Source organism: Ottowia sp. SB7-C50 (assembly GCF_033110285.1).
In the GTDB taxonomy this organism is placed as follows: Bacteria; Pseudomonadota; Gammaproteobacteria; order Burkholderiales; family Burkholderiaceae_C; genus Ottowia.
This window is the reverse complement of sequence record NZ_CP136995.1, coordinates 574,347-590,636: the sequence shown is the minus strand read 5'-3', so window position 1 is coordinate 590,636 and position 16,290 is coordinate 574,347. Positions and strand designations below refer to the sequence as shown.

Sequence of the window (16,290 nt, the reverse complement as noted above, 5' to 3'; positions counted from 1 at the left end):
CACAGAGGCGACGGTTTGAACCCGCGCCCCACAATCTGGCTCGAAGCCCACAGTGGCGTTTCACCCGGGAGACTTTCCATGATCGCAGGCGCACGCACCGCCCTCACCTTGAGCCTTGTGCTGGCCGCCGCCAGCGCGATGGCGCAGCAGGGTGTCAGCAAAAATGAAATCGTGCTGGGCAGCATCCAGGACTTGTCGGGGCCGCTGGCCGGCTACGGCAAGCAGGCGCGCGCCGGCATGCAGCTGCGCATCGACGAGGTGAACGAGCAAGGCGGCATCCATGGCCGCAAGGTAGTGCTCAAGATCGAGGACTCTGGCTACGACCCCAAGCGCGCCGTGCTGGCGGCGCAGAAGCTGGTCAACCAGGACAAGATCTTCCTGATGGCGGGACACCTGGGCACGGCGGGCAACGTGGCGTCGTTTCCGGTGCAGTTCGACAAGAACGTCATCAACTTCATGCCGCTGACGGCCGCGCGCGAGATGTACGAGCCGGTGCATCGCCTGAAGTACGCCATGCTCAGCTCCTACTATGACCAGATGCACACGGTGCTACCGCGCCTGGTGAAGGAGAAGAATGCCAAGAAGGTCTGCGCGATTTATCAGGACGACGAATTCGGCCTGGAAGTGCTTCGCGGGGCCGAAGCCGGCATGAAGGAATTGGGCGGTACGCTGGCCGAAAAGACCAGCTTCAAACGCGCGGCGACCGACTTCTCGTCGCAAGTCGCCAAGATGAAGGCCAGTGGCTGCGACCTGGTGGTGCTGGGCACCGTGATCCGCGAAACCATCGGCACCATTGGCGAATCGCGCAAGACGGGCTTCAACCCGGTGTTCCTTGGTTCGGCCGCGGCCTACACCGACCTGATCCACAAGCTCGGCGGCAAGGCCATGGATGGGCTGTACGCCACCATGACGCAGCAGAACCCCTACACCGACGAAGCGTCGCAACCCCTGCGCTTCTGGGCCAACAAGTACAAGACGAAGTTCAACGAAGACCCCACCGTTTTCTCGGCCTATGGCTACACGCTGTTGGATCTGTTCGTGCAGGCGGCACAAAAAACTGGGCCCCAACTGACCACCGACAGCTTCATCAAGACCATGGACTCGATGTCGACGCAGCCCGACATGTTCGGTGGCCCGGCCCTGAGCTACAGCCCGACCAAGCGACTGGGCAACGGCACGTCGCGTCTGTCGCAAATCCAGGACGGCCGCTGGAAAGTCGTGTCCGAATACATCAAACCCTGATTCCGCTTTTTTCGATCCCCCTTCAGTTCAAAGGAGACCGTTTCAATGAAGTTGCCAATGATCACCAAGCTCGTCGCTGCTGCCCTGTTGGTCCCAGGGCTGGCCTGGGCCCAGTCGCAGGGCATCAGCAAGGACCAGATCACGCTCGGCTCGATTCAGGACTTGTCCGGCCCGCTGGCCGGCTTCGGCAAGCAGCTGCGTATGGGCATGCAACTGCGCGTGGACGAGATCAACGAGCAGGGCGGCATCAACGGCCGCAAGATCAACCTGAAGTTCGAGGACTCGGGCTACGACCCCAAGCGCGCCGTGCTGGCCGCGCAAAAGCTGGTCAACCAGGACAAGATCTTCGCCATGGTCGGCCACATCGGCACGGCGCAGAACGTGGCGACGTTCCCGGTGCTGTTCGACAAGAACGTCATCAGCTTCTTCCCAGTGACGGCTGCGCGCGAGATGTACGAGCCGCACAACCGCCTCAAGTATTCGTTTGCCGCCACCTACTACGACCAGGTGCGCCTGGGCGCGCCCAAGCTCTACAAGGAAAAGGGCGCCAAGAAGGCCTGTGCCATCTACCAGGACGACGAGTTCGGTCTGGAAGTGCTGCGCGGCGCCGAAGCCGGCCTGAAGAGCATCGGCGTTGATCTGGCCGAAAAGACCAGCTTCAAGCGCGCCGCGACCGACTTTTCGTCGCAGGTGGCGCGCATGAAGTCGGCAGGCTGCGACTTCGTCGTGCTGGGCACCATCATCCGCGAGACCATCGGCACCATCGGCGAATCGCGCAAGACCGGCTTCAACCCCACCTTCCTCGGGTCAAGCGCCGCCTACACCGACCTCATCCACAAGCTGGGCGGCAAGCCCATGGACGGCCTGTACGCCATGATGACGGTGCAGAACCCGTACCTGGACGAGGCCTCGCAGCCGATCCGTTTCTGGGCCAACAAGTACAAGACCAAGTTCAACGACGACCCGACGGTGTTCTCGGTCTATGGTTACAGCGTCATCGATGCCTTCATCCAGGCTGCCCAGAAGGCCGGCCCCAACCTGACCACCGACAGCTTCATCAAGTCGATGGACAGCATCACGATCCCGAGCGACATCTTCGGCGGCGCGCCGCAGACGTTCACCGCCACCAAGCGCCTGGGCAGCGATACGTCACGCATGTCGCAGATTCAGGACGGCAAGTGGAAGGTTGTGTCCGAGTACCTCAAGTAACCGGCTCGGGCCGCTGACGCGGCCCCGACCTGCCAAGCCGCCTCCGGGCGGCTTTTTTCTGCCTTCAGCGCGACATGCCCGCGCGCCGCGGCGACGATCATCGGCGTCAATTGGCTTTGCGCGCCGCCGTCGCAGGCAATGACAGTGCCCGAGATGTAGCTGGCCGCATCCGAGCCCAGGAACATCGCCAGCTGCGCGATGTCGTTGGGCGTGCCCATGCGGGCCAGCGGCACCATGTCGCGCACCATCTGGTCGCCGGCCTCGCCTTGCGGCGCCAGGCGCTTCATGCCTTCGGTGCCTTCGATGGGGCCGGGCGAGATGGCGTTGACGCGCACGCCCGCCGCGCCCCACTCGATGGCCAGCACGCGGGCAAACTGGTCGACCCCCGCCTTGGCCGCGCACACATGGGCCTGATACGGCATGGGCACCGTCGATTGCGGCGCGGTGATGAAGATGACGCTGGCGCCCGGCTTGCGCAAATGCTCGAACGCACGCCGCGCCACATGAAAGCTGCCCACCAGGTCAATGTCGACCACCACCTTGAAGGCGTTGGACGACATGCTGTTCACGTCCGCCAGAAAGTTGCCCGCCGCACCTGACACCAGCACGTCGATGGGCCCATGCCGCGCCACGCAAGCCGCCAGCGCAGCAGACACGCTGGCGTCATCGCGCACGTCGGCCACCACGCCGAAGCCGTGCGCGCCCAGCGTCGGCACCGCCGCATCCACGTTGACCGGTTTGCGGCTGGCCACACTGACGCGCGCACCCGTGGCGGCAAAGGCCTGTGCAATGCCCAGGTTGATGCCCGTGGTGCCGCCAAACACGACGACGTGGCGATCACGAAAATCGAACTGTGCGTTCATGCCGTCACCTCCTGAAGCATCACAATAAAAAACCGGTGCTGGCGCTTTCCAGATCAGCGTCAGAAGCTATCTATTTAATAGCATCCTGGGCCTGCAGGCCGAGCATTTCGCGCGCCTCGGCGGGCGACGCGACGTCGCGCCCCGTCTCGCGCGCATAGCTCGCCAACTGCTCGATCAATGGGGCGTTCGACGTGACCTTGGTGCCATCCGGCAGGTAGAAAGTGTCCTCCAACCCGCTGCGCAAATGCCCGCCCAACTCAGCCGTTCGGCGGTGCACCGGCCAGATCTCGCTGCGGCCGATCAGCGTGGTTTGCCAGGGCGCGTCCTTGATCTTCAGCCTGAGGAGGATCGGCAGCAAGTCGGCATCGGCGGGCATGCCGGATTCGACGCCCATGACGAAGTTGTACTCCGGCAAGCCAGCGTACATACCCGTCTGCACGTACATCTCCACGCAGCGCACGATGCCGACGTCAAAGCACTCGAACTCGGGCAGCGTGTCAGTCTCCGCCATCACGTCGAGAAAGTCCTTCACCTTCGCCGGCTGGTTGTCGAACAGCATCGGCGGCCAGGCCCAGGTGCCGTCGCTGCGCGTCTTCAGGTAGTTCAGTGAGCCGGCATTGCAGGCCGCCATCTCGGGCCGGGTGGCGCGCAGGCAATCCAGTGGGCCTTGGTAGTCCGGCCCCACCACGCCGGTGGTCTGGTTGATGATGAGGCCCGGACAGGCGGCGCGCATGGCGTCCACACAGGCCTTTGCCACCGCCGGGTCCCACGAGGGCAGATGGCCCTTGCCGGGGGTCTGCTGACGAAAGTGCACGTGGACCACCGACGCGCCCGCGTCGTAAGCGCGCCGCGCCTCGGCCGCCAGTTGCTCAGGCGTCACGGGCACATGGTGCTGCGCCGGGTCGGTCAGCACGCCAGTGATGGAACAGGTAATGATGGCTTTGTCGGACATGGGTGGGTTCCTGGTTCAACGGTCTATGGTCGGTCGCAAAAGACCAAAACAACCGGACGCGAAGGACGCGAAAACAATTCTTCGTCATTCCCGCGCAGGCGGGAATCCACGGTCACATCATCCGCGCAGCGCCGGTTGGCGACATGGATTCCCGCCTGCGCGGGAACGACGGATGCGAGGCGCGGTGCATACCTAAAGATCAGCCCACCACATCTGGTTTTTCCTTTTGCGTCCTTCGCGCACCCTTCGCGCCCGGCTGTTCGGAGGTGGGTCTGCGCAGGCTTCACACAACCCCCCCACTGCCGTGCCGCGAGGTCTTTCATGATTTCCTCGGTGCCGCCGCCAATCGTCAGCACCTTGACTTCGCGGTAGATGCGCTCGCACACCGTGCCGCGCATGTAGCCCATGCCGCCCAGAATCTGCACGCCAGCGTCGGCGCAGAACTGCATCGTCTGCGTGGCGTGGTTCTTCAGCACGCAGACCTCACCCACCCAATCGGCGCCGGTATCGCCCGCGTCGGCACGTGCGGCGACTTGTTCCAGCCATGCGGCCGTGGAGCGGATACGCTGCTGCATGTCGATGAGCTTGTGGCGCACGACCTGGTGGCCGACCAGCGGGCTGCCGAAAGTCTTGCGCTGCTGCGCCCAGGCCAGCGCCTCGTCGTAGCAGGCCATGGAAAAACCCAGCGCGGCGGCAGCGATGCCAAAGCGCTCGCCATTGAAATTGCTCATGATGGCCTTGAAGCCTGTGCCTTCTTCGCCCAGCAGATAGCGCGCCGGCACGCGCACGCCATCGAAGCGCAGCTGTGCGGTGTCGGAGCATTGCCAGCCCATCTTGTCGAGTCGGGTGCGGCTCAGGCCGGGGCTGTCGCCAGGCACAAGCAGCAGCGAGATGTCCTTCGCGCCCTTGCCATCACCCGTGCGCACCGCCACCGTGATCCAGTCGGCGCGCATGCCCGAGGTGATGAAAATCTTCTCTCCGTCGACCACGTAGTCATTGCCGTCACGCCTTGCGCGGGTAGCAAGCGCAGCCACGTCCGAACCGCCACCCGGCTCCGTGATCGCCAGCGCCGCGATTCGCTCACCCGCCAGCACAGGCGGGATCACTTCGCGCTTGATGGCCTCACTGCCCAACGCCGCCACCGGCGGCAGGCCGATGTTGTGCGACAGCAGGCTGGCCAGCACGCCGCCGCTGCCGCCGTAGCGGCACAGGTTGACCCACATCGGCAGCCGCAGCGCATGCGGCGCGGGTGTGCCGCCGTATTCCTCCGGGTAGCCCAGGCCCAGCAAACCCAGTTCGGCCGCGCGGCGGTACAGCACGCGCGGGAATTCACCCGCCGCGTCCCAGGCGGTGACGTGCGGCGCGATTTCGCTGCGGGCAAAGCGCTCGACCGTGGCGCTCAGCGCGTCGCGTGCCTCGCGCAACTCGTCGGCGGTCATCATGCCGCCGCTTCCTTGACCGGCGCCGCAAAGCGCAGCAGCAACTGGCCAGGCGCGACCTGCTGGCCCTCGCTGACCAGCACCTCGGCCACCACGCCATCGGCGCGCGGTGCCAGGCTGTGCTCCAGCTTCATCGACTCGATGACCAGCGCCGCATCGCCCGCCGCCACCGACTGACCGGGTTGCACGGCGATCTTCAACACTTTGCCGTTGAATGGCGCTCTTAATTCAGTAGCTGCCTGCGCTTTGTTTGCCTGGACAAGCGGCTCAAAAGACACATCATCGACCCACCAATCAACGCCCTCGGCCTGCATGTGCCAGCGTTGCGGCGCATTGGCGGTGGGAGCTGACACGGCCGCCACGCGGCGCGCGCTGTGGCCGGTGGTGACCCAGGCGGCGCCATCGGCCAGCGCCTGCCGTTGCAAGGTGCTGCATTCGCCATCGTCGCCGCGCACCTGCCATTGGCCGTCGCCCAGGGCGTGGATCGACACGCCGCGGTCATCGCCACGATGGCGCAAGCGGCGCGGCGCGGGGAAGGGGCACGGCAGCGCCGAAGCGGTGTCGCCCAGCACGCACAGTGCGCCAAAACGCTCGTGCAGAAGCCGTTCGCGCGCGTGCAACTCGGCGCGCAGGCCATCGGCATCGGTGGTCAAGAAAGAGATCAGCGCCTGGCCTGCGCGAAAGCGCGGGTGTTGCAGGCATTCGATCAGAAAGGCGCGGTTGGTGGGCAGGCCCAGCACTTCCAACTGCCGCAGCGCGGCGGTCAATTGGTCGATGGCCGCCTCGCGCGTGTCGGCGTGTGCGATCAGTTTGCCGAGCATGGCGTCGTAGTAGGGCGAGACTTCCGCACCCACGGTCAGTGCGTGATCAAAACGCAGCGGCGCCGCCGTGAAGGCGGCAGCGGGCGGCTGTGTGAAGTGGCGCACGCGGCCGGTGTGCGGATGAAACTGCTCGTCTTCGGCGCACAGGCGCACTTCGATGGCGTGGCCGTTGAACTGCACCTGATCTTGCGTCAGCGGCAACGGCTCGCCCCGCGCCGTGCGGATCTGCCACTCGACCAGATCGAGCCCCGTCAGCGCCTCGGTCACAGGGTGCTCGACTTGCAGGCGCGTGTTCATTTCCATCAAAAAGAAATCACGACCGTCCAGAAGAAACTCCACCGTCCCCGCGCCCACATAACCCGCCGCGCGCGCCAGCGCCACCGCGCACGCGCCCATGCACTCGCGCAGCGCGGCATCCACAGCCGGGCTGGGCGCTTCTTCGATGATCTTCTGGTGCCGCCGCTGGACCGAGCAATCGCGCTCGCCCATGTGGATGACGTGGCCGTGCGCGTCGGCAAACACCTGCACCTCGACGTGGCGCGGGTGCAGCAGCGCGCGTTCGATCAGCAAGTCGCCATTGCCAAAGCCCGCCAGCGCTTCGGACCGCGCACTGGCGAGCGCCGCCGGCAACTGCGCGGCATCGGCAACCAGCCGCATGCCGCGCCCACCGCCGCCCGCCACGGCTTTGACCATCACGGGGTAGCCGATGCGCGCCGCTTCATCCGCAAAACGCGCCTCGCTCTGGTCATCGCCCGCGTAACCCGGCAGGCAAGGCACGCCGTGCTGCGCCGCCAGCGCCTTGGCAGCCGACTTGCTGCCCAGCGCGCGGATGGCGGCGGGCGGCGGGCCGATCCAGGCGAGGCCGGCGTCTTGCACGGCCTGGGCGAAGGCGGGGTCTTCGCTTAAAAAACCATAGCCAGGGTGCACCGCGTCGGCGCCGGTGGCGCGCGCGGCCTCAAGCAAGCGATCCACGCGCAGATAGCTTTCGGCCGAGGTGCGGCCGCCCAGCGCAAAGGCCACCGTGGCCTCGCGCACGTGCAGCGCCTGCGCGTCGGGCTCGGAATACACCGCCACGGTCTCGATGCCCATGCGACGCGCGGTGGCGATGATGCGGCGGGCAATCTCGCCGCGGTTGGCGATCAGGATTCTTTTCATGGCGTGCTGTCTTGCGGCGATTGCGCCCACGGCGCCGGCTGGCGCGCGGCAAAGGCTTTCAGGCCCTGTGCCGCTTCTGGTCCACGCAGTGCTTGGGCAAAGTGCAGGGCAGCGTCATCCAGCACGGCGCCCAAGGGTTGATTGGCGGCGATGGCGGCTAGAAGTTGCTTGGTTTGAGCCACCGCCCCGGGTGCAGCCTGCGCGAGTTGCTTCAGTTTTTGAAGCACAGCAGCATGCAGCGCGGCATCGACCGCGTCCGCCGCGTGTGTGGCTTTTGCCTCCTCTCCCGCTTGCGGGAGAGGGTTGGGGTGAGGGTGTGACGGCGGTGATTCAGCCGACGCCGCTGACCCCTCACCCCTGCCCTCTCCCCAGAGGGGCGAGGGAGTAAGACCACCGCCCGCAACCGCGTTCACCAACCCCGCCGACAACGCCTCGGCCGCGCTCCAACGCGCACCACTCAACAACCAATCACGTGCCCGCGCGTCCCCGAGTCGCCGCACCACAAACGGCGCGATCTGCGCCGGCACGATGCCCAGCGTGACCTCGGGCGTGGCGAACTGCGCATCGGGTGCGGCCAGCACGTAGTCTGCGCAGCACACCAGCCCCACGCCGCCCCCCCATGGCCGAACCCTGCACGGCGGCGATCAACACCTGGGGCAAGTCGCACAGCGCTTGCAGCAGGCGCCCGAATTCGCGGTTGACGGCAATCAGCGGATCAATCCCCTCGCCATGCGGCCGCCCGATGGCGCTGACGAAGCCGCCCAAGCTGCCGCCGGCACAAAAATGCCCGCCGGCGCCACGCAGCACGATCACGCGCAGCGCCGCGTCGGTGCGCACGCGCTCGCAGGCCGCGCGCAGGGCCGACACCATCTCGTCAGTCAGCGCGTTGCGCGTGGCTGGTGCGTTCAGGGTCCAGAACTCGGCCCAGCCAGTGCCCAGTGGCTGGCGGTCGATCAGCAGCGCTTGAGCCATGACTTGCCCTCACCCCAACCCCCGGATCGCGTCCGGGGCAGGCTCTCTCCCGCCAACGGGAGAGGGAGAAACATGTCCAAAGGCCGCGGAGCAGGCCATGCAAGCGAACGCCGTGCCCGGACCTGCGCCGGGCACTGGCGTTGTCCCCCTCGCGAAGCAGAGGGGGAAGGCGCGAAGCGACTCAGGGGGGTGCTTTTTCATTTTTCCGGCCGCTTCGCAACACCCATCGTCTTGGCGATGATGCCCAGCATCACCTCGTCCGCCCCGCCCGCAATGCCCGCCAGGCGCGTGTCGCGGTACATGCGCGCCACCTTGTTTTCCCACGTGTAGCCCATGCCGCCCCAGAACTGCATGCAGGTGTCGGGCACCAGGCGGCCCAAGCGGCCGGCTTTCAGCTTGGCCATGCTGGCCATTTCCAGCACGTCTTGCCCGGCCACGTATTTCTCGCAGGCCTGGTAGATCAGCGAGCGCAGGCATTCCACCTCGGTCTTGACCTCGGCCAGCTTGAACTGCACCCACTGCTGATCGGCCAGCGTGGCGCCGAACATCTTGCGCTGCTGCGCCCACTCGACTGTCCACTCAATGGCGTTGTCAAATGCCACGATGGAACTGGCCGCGCCCCACAGTCGCTCTTCCTGAAACTGCTGCATCTGGTAGACGAAGCCCGCGCCTTCCTGCCCGATAAGGTAGCGCTGCGGCACGCGCACTTCGTCGAAGTAGATGAGGCCCGTGTCGGACGAATTCATGCCGATCTTCTTGATCTTGCCGGCTATCTCGATGCCCTTGGTCAGCTGGCCGTTCGGCCCGTCGCGCATCGGCACCATGATCAGGCTCTTGTTCTTGTGCACCGGGCCTTCGCCTGTGTTGACCAGCATGCACATCCAGTCGGCCTGCAGGCTGTTGGTGATCCACATCTTCTGGCCGCTGATGACGTAGTCGTCGCCGTCCTTGCGGGCCACCGACTTGATTCCAGCCACGTCACTGCCCGCGCCGGGCTCGCTCACGCCGATGCAGCCCACCATGTCGCCGGCAATCGCGGGCGCCAGAAACTGCCGGCGCAATTCATCGCTGCCATAGCGCGCCAGCGCCGGCGTGCACATGTCCGTCTGCACGCCAATCGCCATCGGCACGCCGCCGCAGTGAATATGGCCCAGCGTCTCGGCCATCAGCACGCTGTACGAATAGTCCAGCCCCATGCCGCCGAATTCTTCCGGCTTGGTCAGGCCCAGCAGGCCGAGCTTGCCCAGCCCTTTGAACACTTCGTGCGCCGGAAAGATTTCGGCCGCTTCCCACTCATCGACGTAGGGGTTGATGTGCTCGTCGATGTAGCGCTTGAGCGTGTCGCGGATTTGTTCGTGTTCGTGGGTGAATTGCATGGTTTGTTATCTCCTCAGAAAAACTGAACATCCGGACGCGAAGGGCACGAAGGATTCGCGAAGGACGCGAAAGAAGTCACAAATCCCTTTGTGTGGCCTGTTAGTAGGCGAGCCGCGCCGTTTCGCGCTCAAAAGCTTTTTGAATTTTTCGCGTCCTTCGCGTCATCTTTGCGCCCTTCGCGTCCGGCTGTTGAAACGCTCACATCCGCGCCACACCAAACTGCATCGGCCTCAGCTCGCGTGCCGCGCCTTCGGCAATCGTGTCCAGACAAAAGGCCAGCACCGCCCGCGTGTCGCGCGGGTCGATCACGCCGTCGTCCAGCAGCAGGCCGCTCGTATAGAACGCATCGGCTTGCGCCTCGAACATGGCGACGATCTGGTCGAATTGCTTTTGCGACTGCTCAGCATCTGGCGCAATGCCTTTGCGCGCCAGCGCGGCCTCGGTCACGATCTGCATGGTGCGCGCGGCCTGCTCGCCGCCCATCACGGCCGTCCTGGCGCCCGGCCAGCTGAACAGAAAGCGCGGCGCAAAACCGCGCCCGCACATGCCGTAGTTGCCCGCGCCAAAGCTGGCGCCGCACTGGATGGTGATCTGCGGCACGGTGGCGTTGGTCACCGCCTGGATCATCTTGCTGCCGTGCTTGATCATGCCCCCCCTTCTCGGCGTCCTTGCCGACCATGTATCCGGTGGTGTTCTGCAAATAAATGATCGGGTGGCCCAACTGGCACATCCACTGGATGAAGTGCGTGGCCTTGTTGGCGCCGGGCACGTCGATGGGGCCGTTATTGCTGATCAGGCCCACCGCGTGGCCGCCGATGCGGACCTGTGCGCACACGGTGGCGCCGCCGTAAGCGGCCTTGAATTCGAGCAACTCAGCGCCATCGACCAAGCGCGCCATCACCTCGCGCATGTCCACCGGTTCGCGGTGGTGCGCGGGCAACAGGGAGAGCAGGTGATCGGCATCGAACGTCGAGGTATGCGCTATATTTTTAGAAGCGCCTTCTGCCCGCCTGTCCTGCGGGAACCGGTCGTTTGATTCAGAGAGATTTTCAATCACACGGCGCGCAATCCCCAGCGCCTGCCGGTCATCCTCCGCCAGATATTCCCCCAGCCCCGACACGCTGGTGTGCATCTCGGCGCCGCCCAGCTCTTCTTCCGTCGCCACCTCACCCGTGGCCGCCAACAGCAGCGGCGGCCCGGCCAGAAAGGCACGCGAGCGGCCGCGTACCATGATCACGATGTCCGACAGGCCCGGCATGTACGCCCCGCCCGCCGTGCCCGATCCGTGCTGCACCGTGATCACAGGCAGCCCCGCCGCCGACAAGCGCGCCAGGTTGCGGAACAGGCTGCCGCCGTGCACAAAGCCTTCGACGCGGTAGCGCATCAGGTTGGCGCCCGCGCTTTCGACCAGGTGGATAAAGGGCAGCTTGTTCTGCAGCGCAATCTCTTGCACGCGCAGCATCTTTTCCAACCCCATGGCCTGGATGGCACCGGCTTCGATGCCCGCGTCGCTCGCCACCACCATGCAGCGCACACCGCTGATGAAGCCGATGCCGGCAATCATGCCGCCACCGGGCACCGACTTGGTCGGGTCTTTCGTGTCCTGCATGAAGCCGGCGAGGGAGCACAGCGGCAGCCACGGCGCGCCGGCATCCAGCAACAGCGCCACGCGCTCGCGCGGCAGCAGCTGGCCGCGCTTATCGAACTGCGGCTTGGCTTTGGCCGACGCGTCGGCGGCGCGTTGCTCCAACGCGCGCCACGCATCGATGCGCGCCAACATGGCTTCGCGCCGGGCGCGCGCGGCGTCGGACTCGGCGTTGAAGCTGGATTCAAACCGCGTCATGCGTACACCCCGCTCGCCGTGAATAAGCCCGCCCGCGCGGGAATGACCAAGGTAACGGCGTCATGGCTGAAACACCTTCGGCCTCTGGTACAGCGGAAAGCCATCAAACGGCCGCACCGCCGGGCGCTGACGCACATCGGCCGGCGCCGCCGCATGGCCCCAACCCATGCGCACCTGCGGGCGCGCGCCGTCCACGCGCAGCACCGTGCCGCTGACGAAGCTGGCCGCCGGGCTGAGCAGATAGACGATGGCGGCCGACACCTCGGCCTCGTTGCCAAAGCGGCCGGCCGGCACCGTGTGCGCCATCTCGCGCAGCATGGGACCGGCCTCGGGCGAGTAATGGTCCATGCCGCTGGAGGCGATGTAGCCCGGCGCCACCGCGTTCACGCGCACGCCGTGGCGCGCCCATTCCAGCGCAGTGGTCTCGGTCAGGCTGACCATGCCCGCGCGCGCCGCACCGCTGTGCGCCATGCCCGGCATGCTGCCCCAGATGTCGGCCACCATGTTGACGATGGCGCCGCCGCGCGCGGCCATGCACTGCGTGAAGCACTCGCGCGCCATCAAGAAGCCGCCGGTCAGGTTGGTGTCGATCACCGCCTGCCAGCCCTTGGCGCTGATCTTTTCGGCCGGCGTGATGTACTGGCCGCCCGCGTTGTTCACCAGCGCGTCGATCGCGCCGTGCTGCGCCAGCACGTCGGCCACGGCCTGCCGCACCGCATCCTCCTGCCGGATGTCGCACACCGCGTGGCCGACCAGACCACCGTCGGCGGCGATTTCGTTCTGCACCGCGCGCAGCTTGTCGGCGTTGCGACCCACCAGCACCACGCGCGCGCCCAGCGCCGCCAGCTCGTGCGCCGTGCAGCGCCCAATGCCGGAGCCGCCGCCCGTCACCACCACCACCTGCCCCGCGAACAGGCCCGGCGCAAACACCGAGCGGTAGCTCATGCATCGTCCCCCGTGAACAGCAGCAGCGCCTGGCGCGTGAGTTCGTCCAGCGTCAGCTTGCCCCCATCCGAAAACCACTGCACCGCCCAGTTGAGCGCGCCAAAGATGAAGAGGCGCGCCACCTCCGGCCGCGCCTTCAGCCGCCCGGCGCGGTGTAGCGCGCGCAGCACCGGCATCCATGTCGCTTCGTACGCGTCCTTCAGCGCGCGCACTTCCTGCTGTTGCGCGGCGTCGAGCGAGCGCCACTCGTAAAGCATCACCGGAATGAAATCACTGCCCGCGCCCAACAGCACTTCGAAGTGGTGGCGCACCAGCGTGCGCAGGCGCTCCTGCGCCGAGGCGCGTGCGCCCAGCGCATCCAGTGCCGCCGCCTGACTGGCTTCAGCCCGCGCCATGCCTTCCTGCATCACCGCATGCAGCAAGGCATGCTTGCTCTGAAAAAAGTAGAACGGCGACCCGCTCTGCATCCCCGCCGCCGCCGCAATGTCGCGCGTACTGGTGCCGTCAAAGCCCTTGGTGCGGAACAGCCGCGCCGCCTCAGCGATCAGCGCCTGCCTGCGGTTGCCCTCGTCACGCTCCTCTTCCGTCTTGCGCGGACGGCCGCGCCGCGCGGCCGGCGGCGTGTCGGGAATGGATGCGACGGGGGGCATGGAGGCGCAGCATAGCAAGGGATTTTATTTTTGCCAAGCGGATGCTTGGCAAAAATATTGATGCAAACGCGTGGTCGCGTACCTTGCCTTGCTCAATTGCGAACTGACACGTTATGAGCAACGAATTCGGCCGAGCACATTCCCAGAAGCCTTGAAACGCTCTCCTAAAGATTGAACACTCGCTTAGCGTTTCCAGCCAGAAACAGAGCCCTGGACTCGTCGTCCAGCGCAAGCGCATCCAGCCCTTCAAGCGCCTGAGCAGGCTGGATCATCGGGTAGTTGGTGCCAAACATCACTTTGCTTCGGCCATGACCGCGCATGAATTCCACCAGCGCTGACGGATAGCGTTTTGCCGTATATGCCGAGGTGTCGATGGTCACATTTTCATGCTTGGTCACCAGCGCAATCGCTTCATCGGTCCAGGGGTATCCGATATGGCCGGCCACGATCTTCAATTCGGGAAAATCGAGCGCCACGCGATCCAGGTAGACCGGGCGCCCGACTTCGGACGGCATCAACGGCCCGGTGTGCCCGATCTGCGTACAAAACGGCACGCCGAGCTCGCAGCACGCCACGTAGACGGGGTAGAAACGGCGGTCAGTGGGCGGCGCCTCCCAAAGCCAGGGCAATACACGGATCGCCTTGAACCCCAGTTCCTGAACACAGCGCCGTATCTCGTACACAGCTTGCATGGGCTTGCTGATATCAACCGAGCCGACGCCGACAAGCCGCTCTGGCGCTTGAGCGACAAAGTCCGCAACTTCGTCATTGGAGATCATCACGTTGCGAGGTGCATACCAGGCGCTGATCAAGCTTCGAGCCACCCCACCTGCGTCCATTGACGCCAGCGTCGCCGATAGCGGGATCGGTTCCGTCGGCACCTCTCTGCGCGTCCAGCGGCGCAGCGAGGCGAAGATTTCGTCTTGCGAGTGACGTAGGGTTGGGTGCTGCGCCCATGCGTCGATGATCATCGTGAGTCCTTTCTTGAACCGGGTGGAGTAGGAAGCAAAGCACGGCAGGCGCACTCGACAAGCAAGGCGGCGTGTTCTGCGGGACTTTGTGAATGGCGGCCAGACAACCACGCTCGACAGAAAATCTGAGCCGGGCCGATGAGTTGCGCCACGAAGATAGGCGCTGGCACTGGCAGGAGCCGACCGCTGTCAACCAGGGGCCGACGCCAGCTCTCTATGGCGACACGGAATGACTCGTTGCTCTCTTCCTGCGCGTCGCGAATCGTGAGCAGCCAGTCGGCGCGCACCTGCTCGAAGAGAAATCTCGCCTCGCGCCGATATGCAACCACCCAGTCAACATGGTGCTCAACCAAAAGCGCAATGCCATCGGCGGCAGACAGCGCTGGACCAAGCCCATCGGTCATCGCCGCGTGATAGTCGTGCAGCGCTTGGATGAATAGTGCGGCGGCGAGGGCTTCCTTCGACGCGAAGAAGTGGAAAAAGCTCCCGTTCGACACATCCGCAGCCTCGCGTATCTGCGCAATGGACACGCGGTCGAATCCACGCGCGTCAAACGCGTCAATGGCGGCGTCCAGGATGGCCTGGCGTGAATCGGAGGGCATGATCTCGAAGAAGGAAATGGAGCCACACTCTAGAGCAATACTCTAGTTTACTCACGCAATCGTTACAACGATGCGGCCATGAAAGAACTTGGTCTTCGATGATGCAGTGGTCTCGACGCCAATGCTGGGCGAGCGCGTGGAGATCACTGCAACGCAGACAAGCAGCCGCTTGTGGCGCGGGGTGCAAGCGGCGCAGCTGCGAGTTTGGGCGGCGATGGATGCCACAGAGGCCGAGTTGCGATGGACGCACTGCCCCCGCCCCGGGCAGTCGCAGGCAGCACCACCGGCAACTCATGCGCTCACGTCGGTTACGGCGATAACTACAATTTTGATAGCTGGCTGCGCACACCAGACGTGTGGAACCACTCGATTTTCTTTAACTAACCCAACGCCTTCCCCATCGCCTGCCCCATGCGCACGGCGCCGCCGGGCGCCCAATCGGGGTTGAACTTGAGCGTGCCCTTGGGCCACAGCAGCACCACGGTAGAGCCGAGCAGAAAGCGGCCCATTTCGGCGCCCTTGGCCAACTCAACCGGCTTGTCCGCGTAGTCCCAGCGCTTGATCTCGCCCGGGCGCGGCGGGTTGACGACGCCGTGCCACACGGTCGCCATGCTGCCGACGATGGTGGCGCCCACCAGCACGAGCACGAAGGGGCCGCGCGCGGTGTCGAACACGCAGACCACGCGCTCGTTGCGCGCGAACAGGCCAGGCACGCCGCGCGCGGTGGTCGGGTTGACGCTGAACAGATCGCCCGGCACGTAGACCATTCGCTGCAGGCGGCCGGCGCAGGGCATGTGGATGCGGTGGTAGTCCTTAGGAGAAAGGTAGATGGTGGCGAACTGGCCGTTCTCGAATTCGGCCGCCAGTGCCGCATCGCCCGCCAGCAGCGCGCGCGTGCTGTACGCATGACCCTTGGCCTGGAAGATCTGGTCGCGCTCGATGGCGCCGAACTGGCTGATCGCGCCGTCGACCGGGCACACGTAGTCCGCATCGGCCAGCGGCCGCGCGCCTTCGCGCAGCGCGCGGGTGAAGAAGTCGTTGAAGCTGGCGTAGCTTTCGATGCGCGGGTCGGCCGCTTCGCTCATGTCGACGCCGTAGCGCGCCACAAAGCGGCGGATGACGGCGTGGGTGGCGTCGCCCAGCTTGGCGCTGGCAAAGCGGCCGGCCCACTGGGTCAGAAGCGTTTTGGGCAGCAGGTACTGCGGCAGGACGGCAAGGCGGTCGGACATGGGGCGATTCTAGAGAGCCG

At 65.4% G+C, this 16,290-nt stretch carries 11 protein-coding genes and 3 pseudogenes; 2 read left to right on the top strand and 12 right to left on the bottom strand.

Going from position 1 to position 16,290, the window contains the following annotated elements; all coding sequences use genetic code 11:
* Nucleotides 1–78: 78 nt before the first annotated feature.
* Both R0D99_RS02850 and R0D99_RS02845 read left to right on the top strand, forming a co-directional pair.
* Nucleotides 79–1,242, top strand: a complete 1,164-nt coding sequence (locus tag R0D99_RS02850; RefSeq protein ID WP_317749866.1) for an ABC transporter substrate-binding protein — start codon at nt 79–81, stop codon at nt 1,240–1,242.
* 45 nt (nt 1,243–1,287) lie between these two features.
* Nucleotides 1,288–2,451, top strand: coding sequence for an ABC transporter substrate-binding protein (locus R0D99_RS02845; protein WP_416365959.1), 1,164 nt, complete (start codon nt 1,288–1,290; stop codon nt 2,449–2,451).
* On the opposite strand, the gene R0D99_RS02840 is transcribed toward R0D99_RS02845, so the two are convergent.
* The 12 genes and pseudogenes from R0D99_RS02840 to asd all read right to left on the bottom strand — a co-directional run bounded on the left by R0D99_RS02840 (nt 2,409) and on the right by asd (nt 16,270).
* A complete protein-coding gene (locus R0D99_RS02840) occupies nt 2,409–3,314 on the bottom strand; it encodes an SDR family oxidoreductase (RefSeq protein WP_317749864.1) in 906 nt (301 codons plus the stop codon). The genes R0D99_RS02845 and R0D99_RS02840 overlap by 43 nt on opposite strands.
* Nucleotides 3,315–3,384: 70 nt before the next feature.
* On the bottom strand, nt 3,385–4,266 hold the full coding sequence (locus R0D99_RS02835) for a 3-keto-5-aminohexanoate cleavage protein (protein ID WP_317749863.1): 882 nt from the start codon (nt 4,264–4,266) through the stop codon (nt 3,385–3,387).
* 293 nt (nt 4,267–4,559) lie between these two features.
* Nucleotides 4,560–5,705: pseudogene (locus tag R0D99_RS02830) on the bottom strand (acyl-CoA dehydrogenase family protein); the annotation flags it as partial.
* On the bottom strand, nt 5,705–7,681 hold the full coding sequence (locus tag R0D99_RS02825; protein WP_317749861.1) for an acetyl/propionyl/methylcrotonyl-CoA carboxylase subunit alpha: 1,977 nt from the start codon (nt 7,679–7,681) through the stop codon (nt 5,705–5,707). The gene R0D99_RS02825 and the pseudogene R0D99_RS02830, both read right to left, overlap by 1 nt.
* Before the next feature lie 401 nt (nt 7,682–8,082).
* Nucleotides 8,083–8,653 (bottom strand): annotated as a pseudogene (locus tag R0D99_RS17265) (enoyl-CoA hydratase/isomerase family protein); the annotation flags it as partial.
* A 197-nt stretch (nt 8,654–8,850) separates the two neighbouring features.
* On the bottom strand, nt 8,851–10,029 hold the full coding sequence (locus tag R0D99_RS02815) for an acyl-CoA dehydrogenase family protein (protein WP_317749860.1): 1,179 nt from the start codon (nt 10,027–10,029) through the stop codon (nt 8,851–8,853).
* Between the two features lie 199 nt (nt 10,030–10,228).
* Nucleotides 10,229–11,873, bottom strand: a pseudogene (locus tag R0D99_RS02810) (acyl-CoA carboxylase subunit beta).
* Between the two features lie 60 nt (nt 11,874–11,933).
* Nucleotides 11,934–12,818, bottom strand: coding sequence for an SDR family oxidoreductase (locus R0D99_RS02805; RefSeq protein WP_317749859.1), 885 nt, complete (start codon nt 12,816–12,818; stop codon nt 11,934–11,936).
* A complete protein-coding gene (locus R0D99_RS02800) occupies nt 12,815–13,468 on the bottom strand; it encodes a TetR family transcriptional regulator (RefSeq protein ID WP_317749858.1) in 654 nt (217 codons plus the stop codon). The genes R0D99_RS02805 and R0D99_RS02800 overlap by 4 nt, the downstream gene beginning before the upstream one ends.
* A gap of 164 nt (nt 13,469–13,632) precedes the next feature.
* Nucleotides 13,633–14,439 carry an amidohydrolase family protein gene (locus tag R0D99_RS02795; protein ID WP_317749857.1) on the bottom strand — a complete coding sequence of 269 codons (807 nt, stop codon included), beginning with the start codon at nt 14,437–14,439 and terminating at the stop codon, nt 13,633–13,635.
* Nucleotides 14,436–15,041: a TetR/AcrR family transcriptional regulator gene (locus R0D99_RS02790; protein WP_317749856.1), complete on the bottom strand. Its 606-nt coding sequence runs from the start codon at nt 15,039–15,041 to the stop codon at nt 14,436–14,438. The genes R0D99_RS02795 and R0D99_RS02790 overlap by 4 nt, the downstream gene beginning before the upstream one ends.
* A gap of 380 nt (nt 15,042–15,421) precedes the next feature.
* Nucleotides 15,422–16,270 carry an archaetidylserine decarboxylase gene (asd, locus tag R0D99_RS02785; RefSeq protein WP_317749855.1) on the bottom strand — a complete coding sequence of 283 codons (849 nt, stop codon included), beginning with the start codon at nt 16,268–16,270 and terminating at the stop codon, nt 15,422–15,424.
* Nucleotides 16,271–16,290 lie beyond the last annotated feature (20 nt).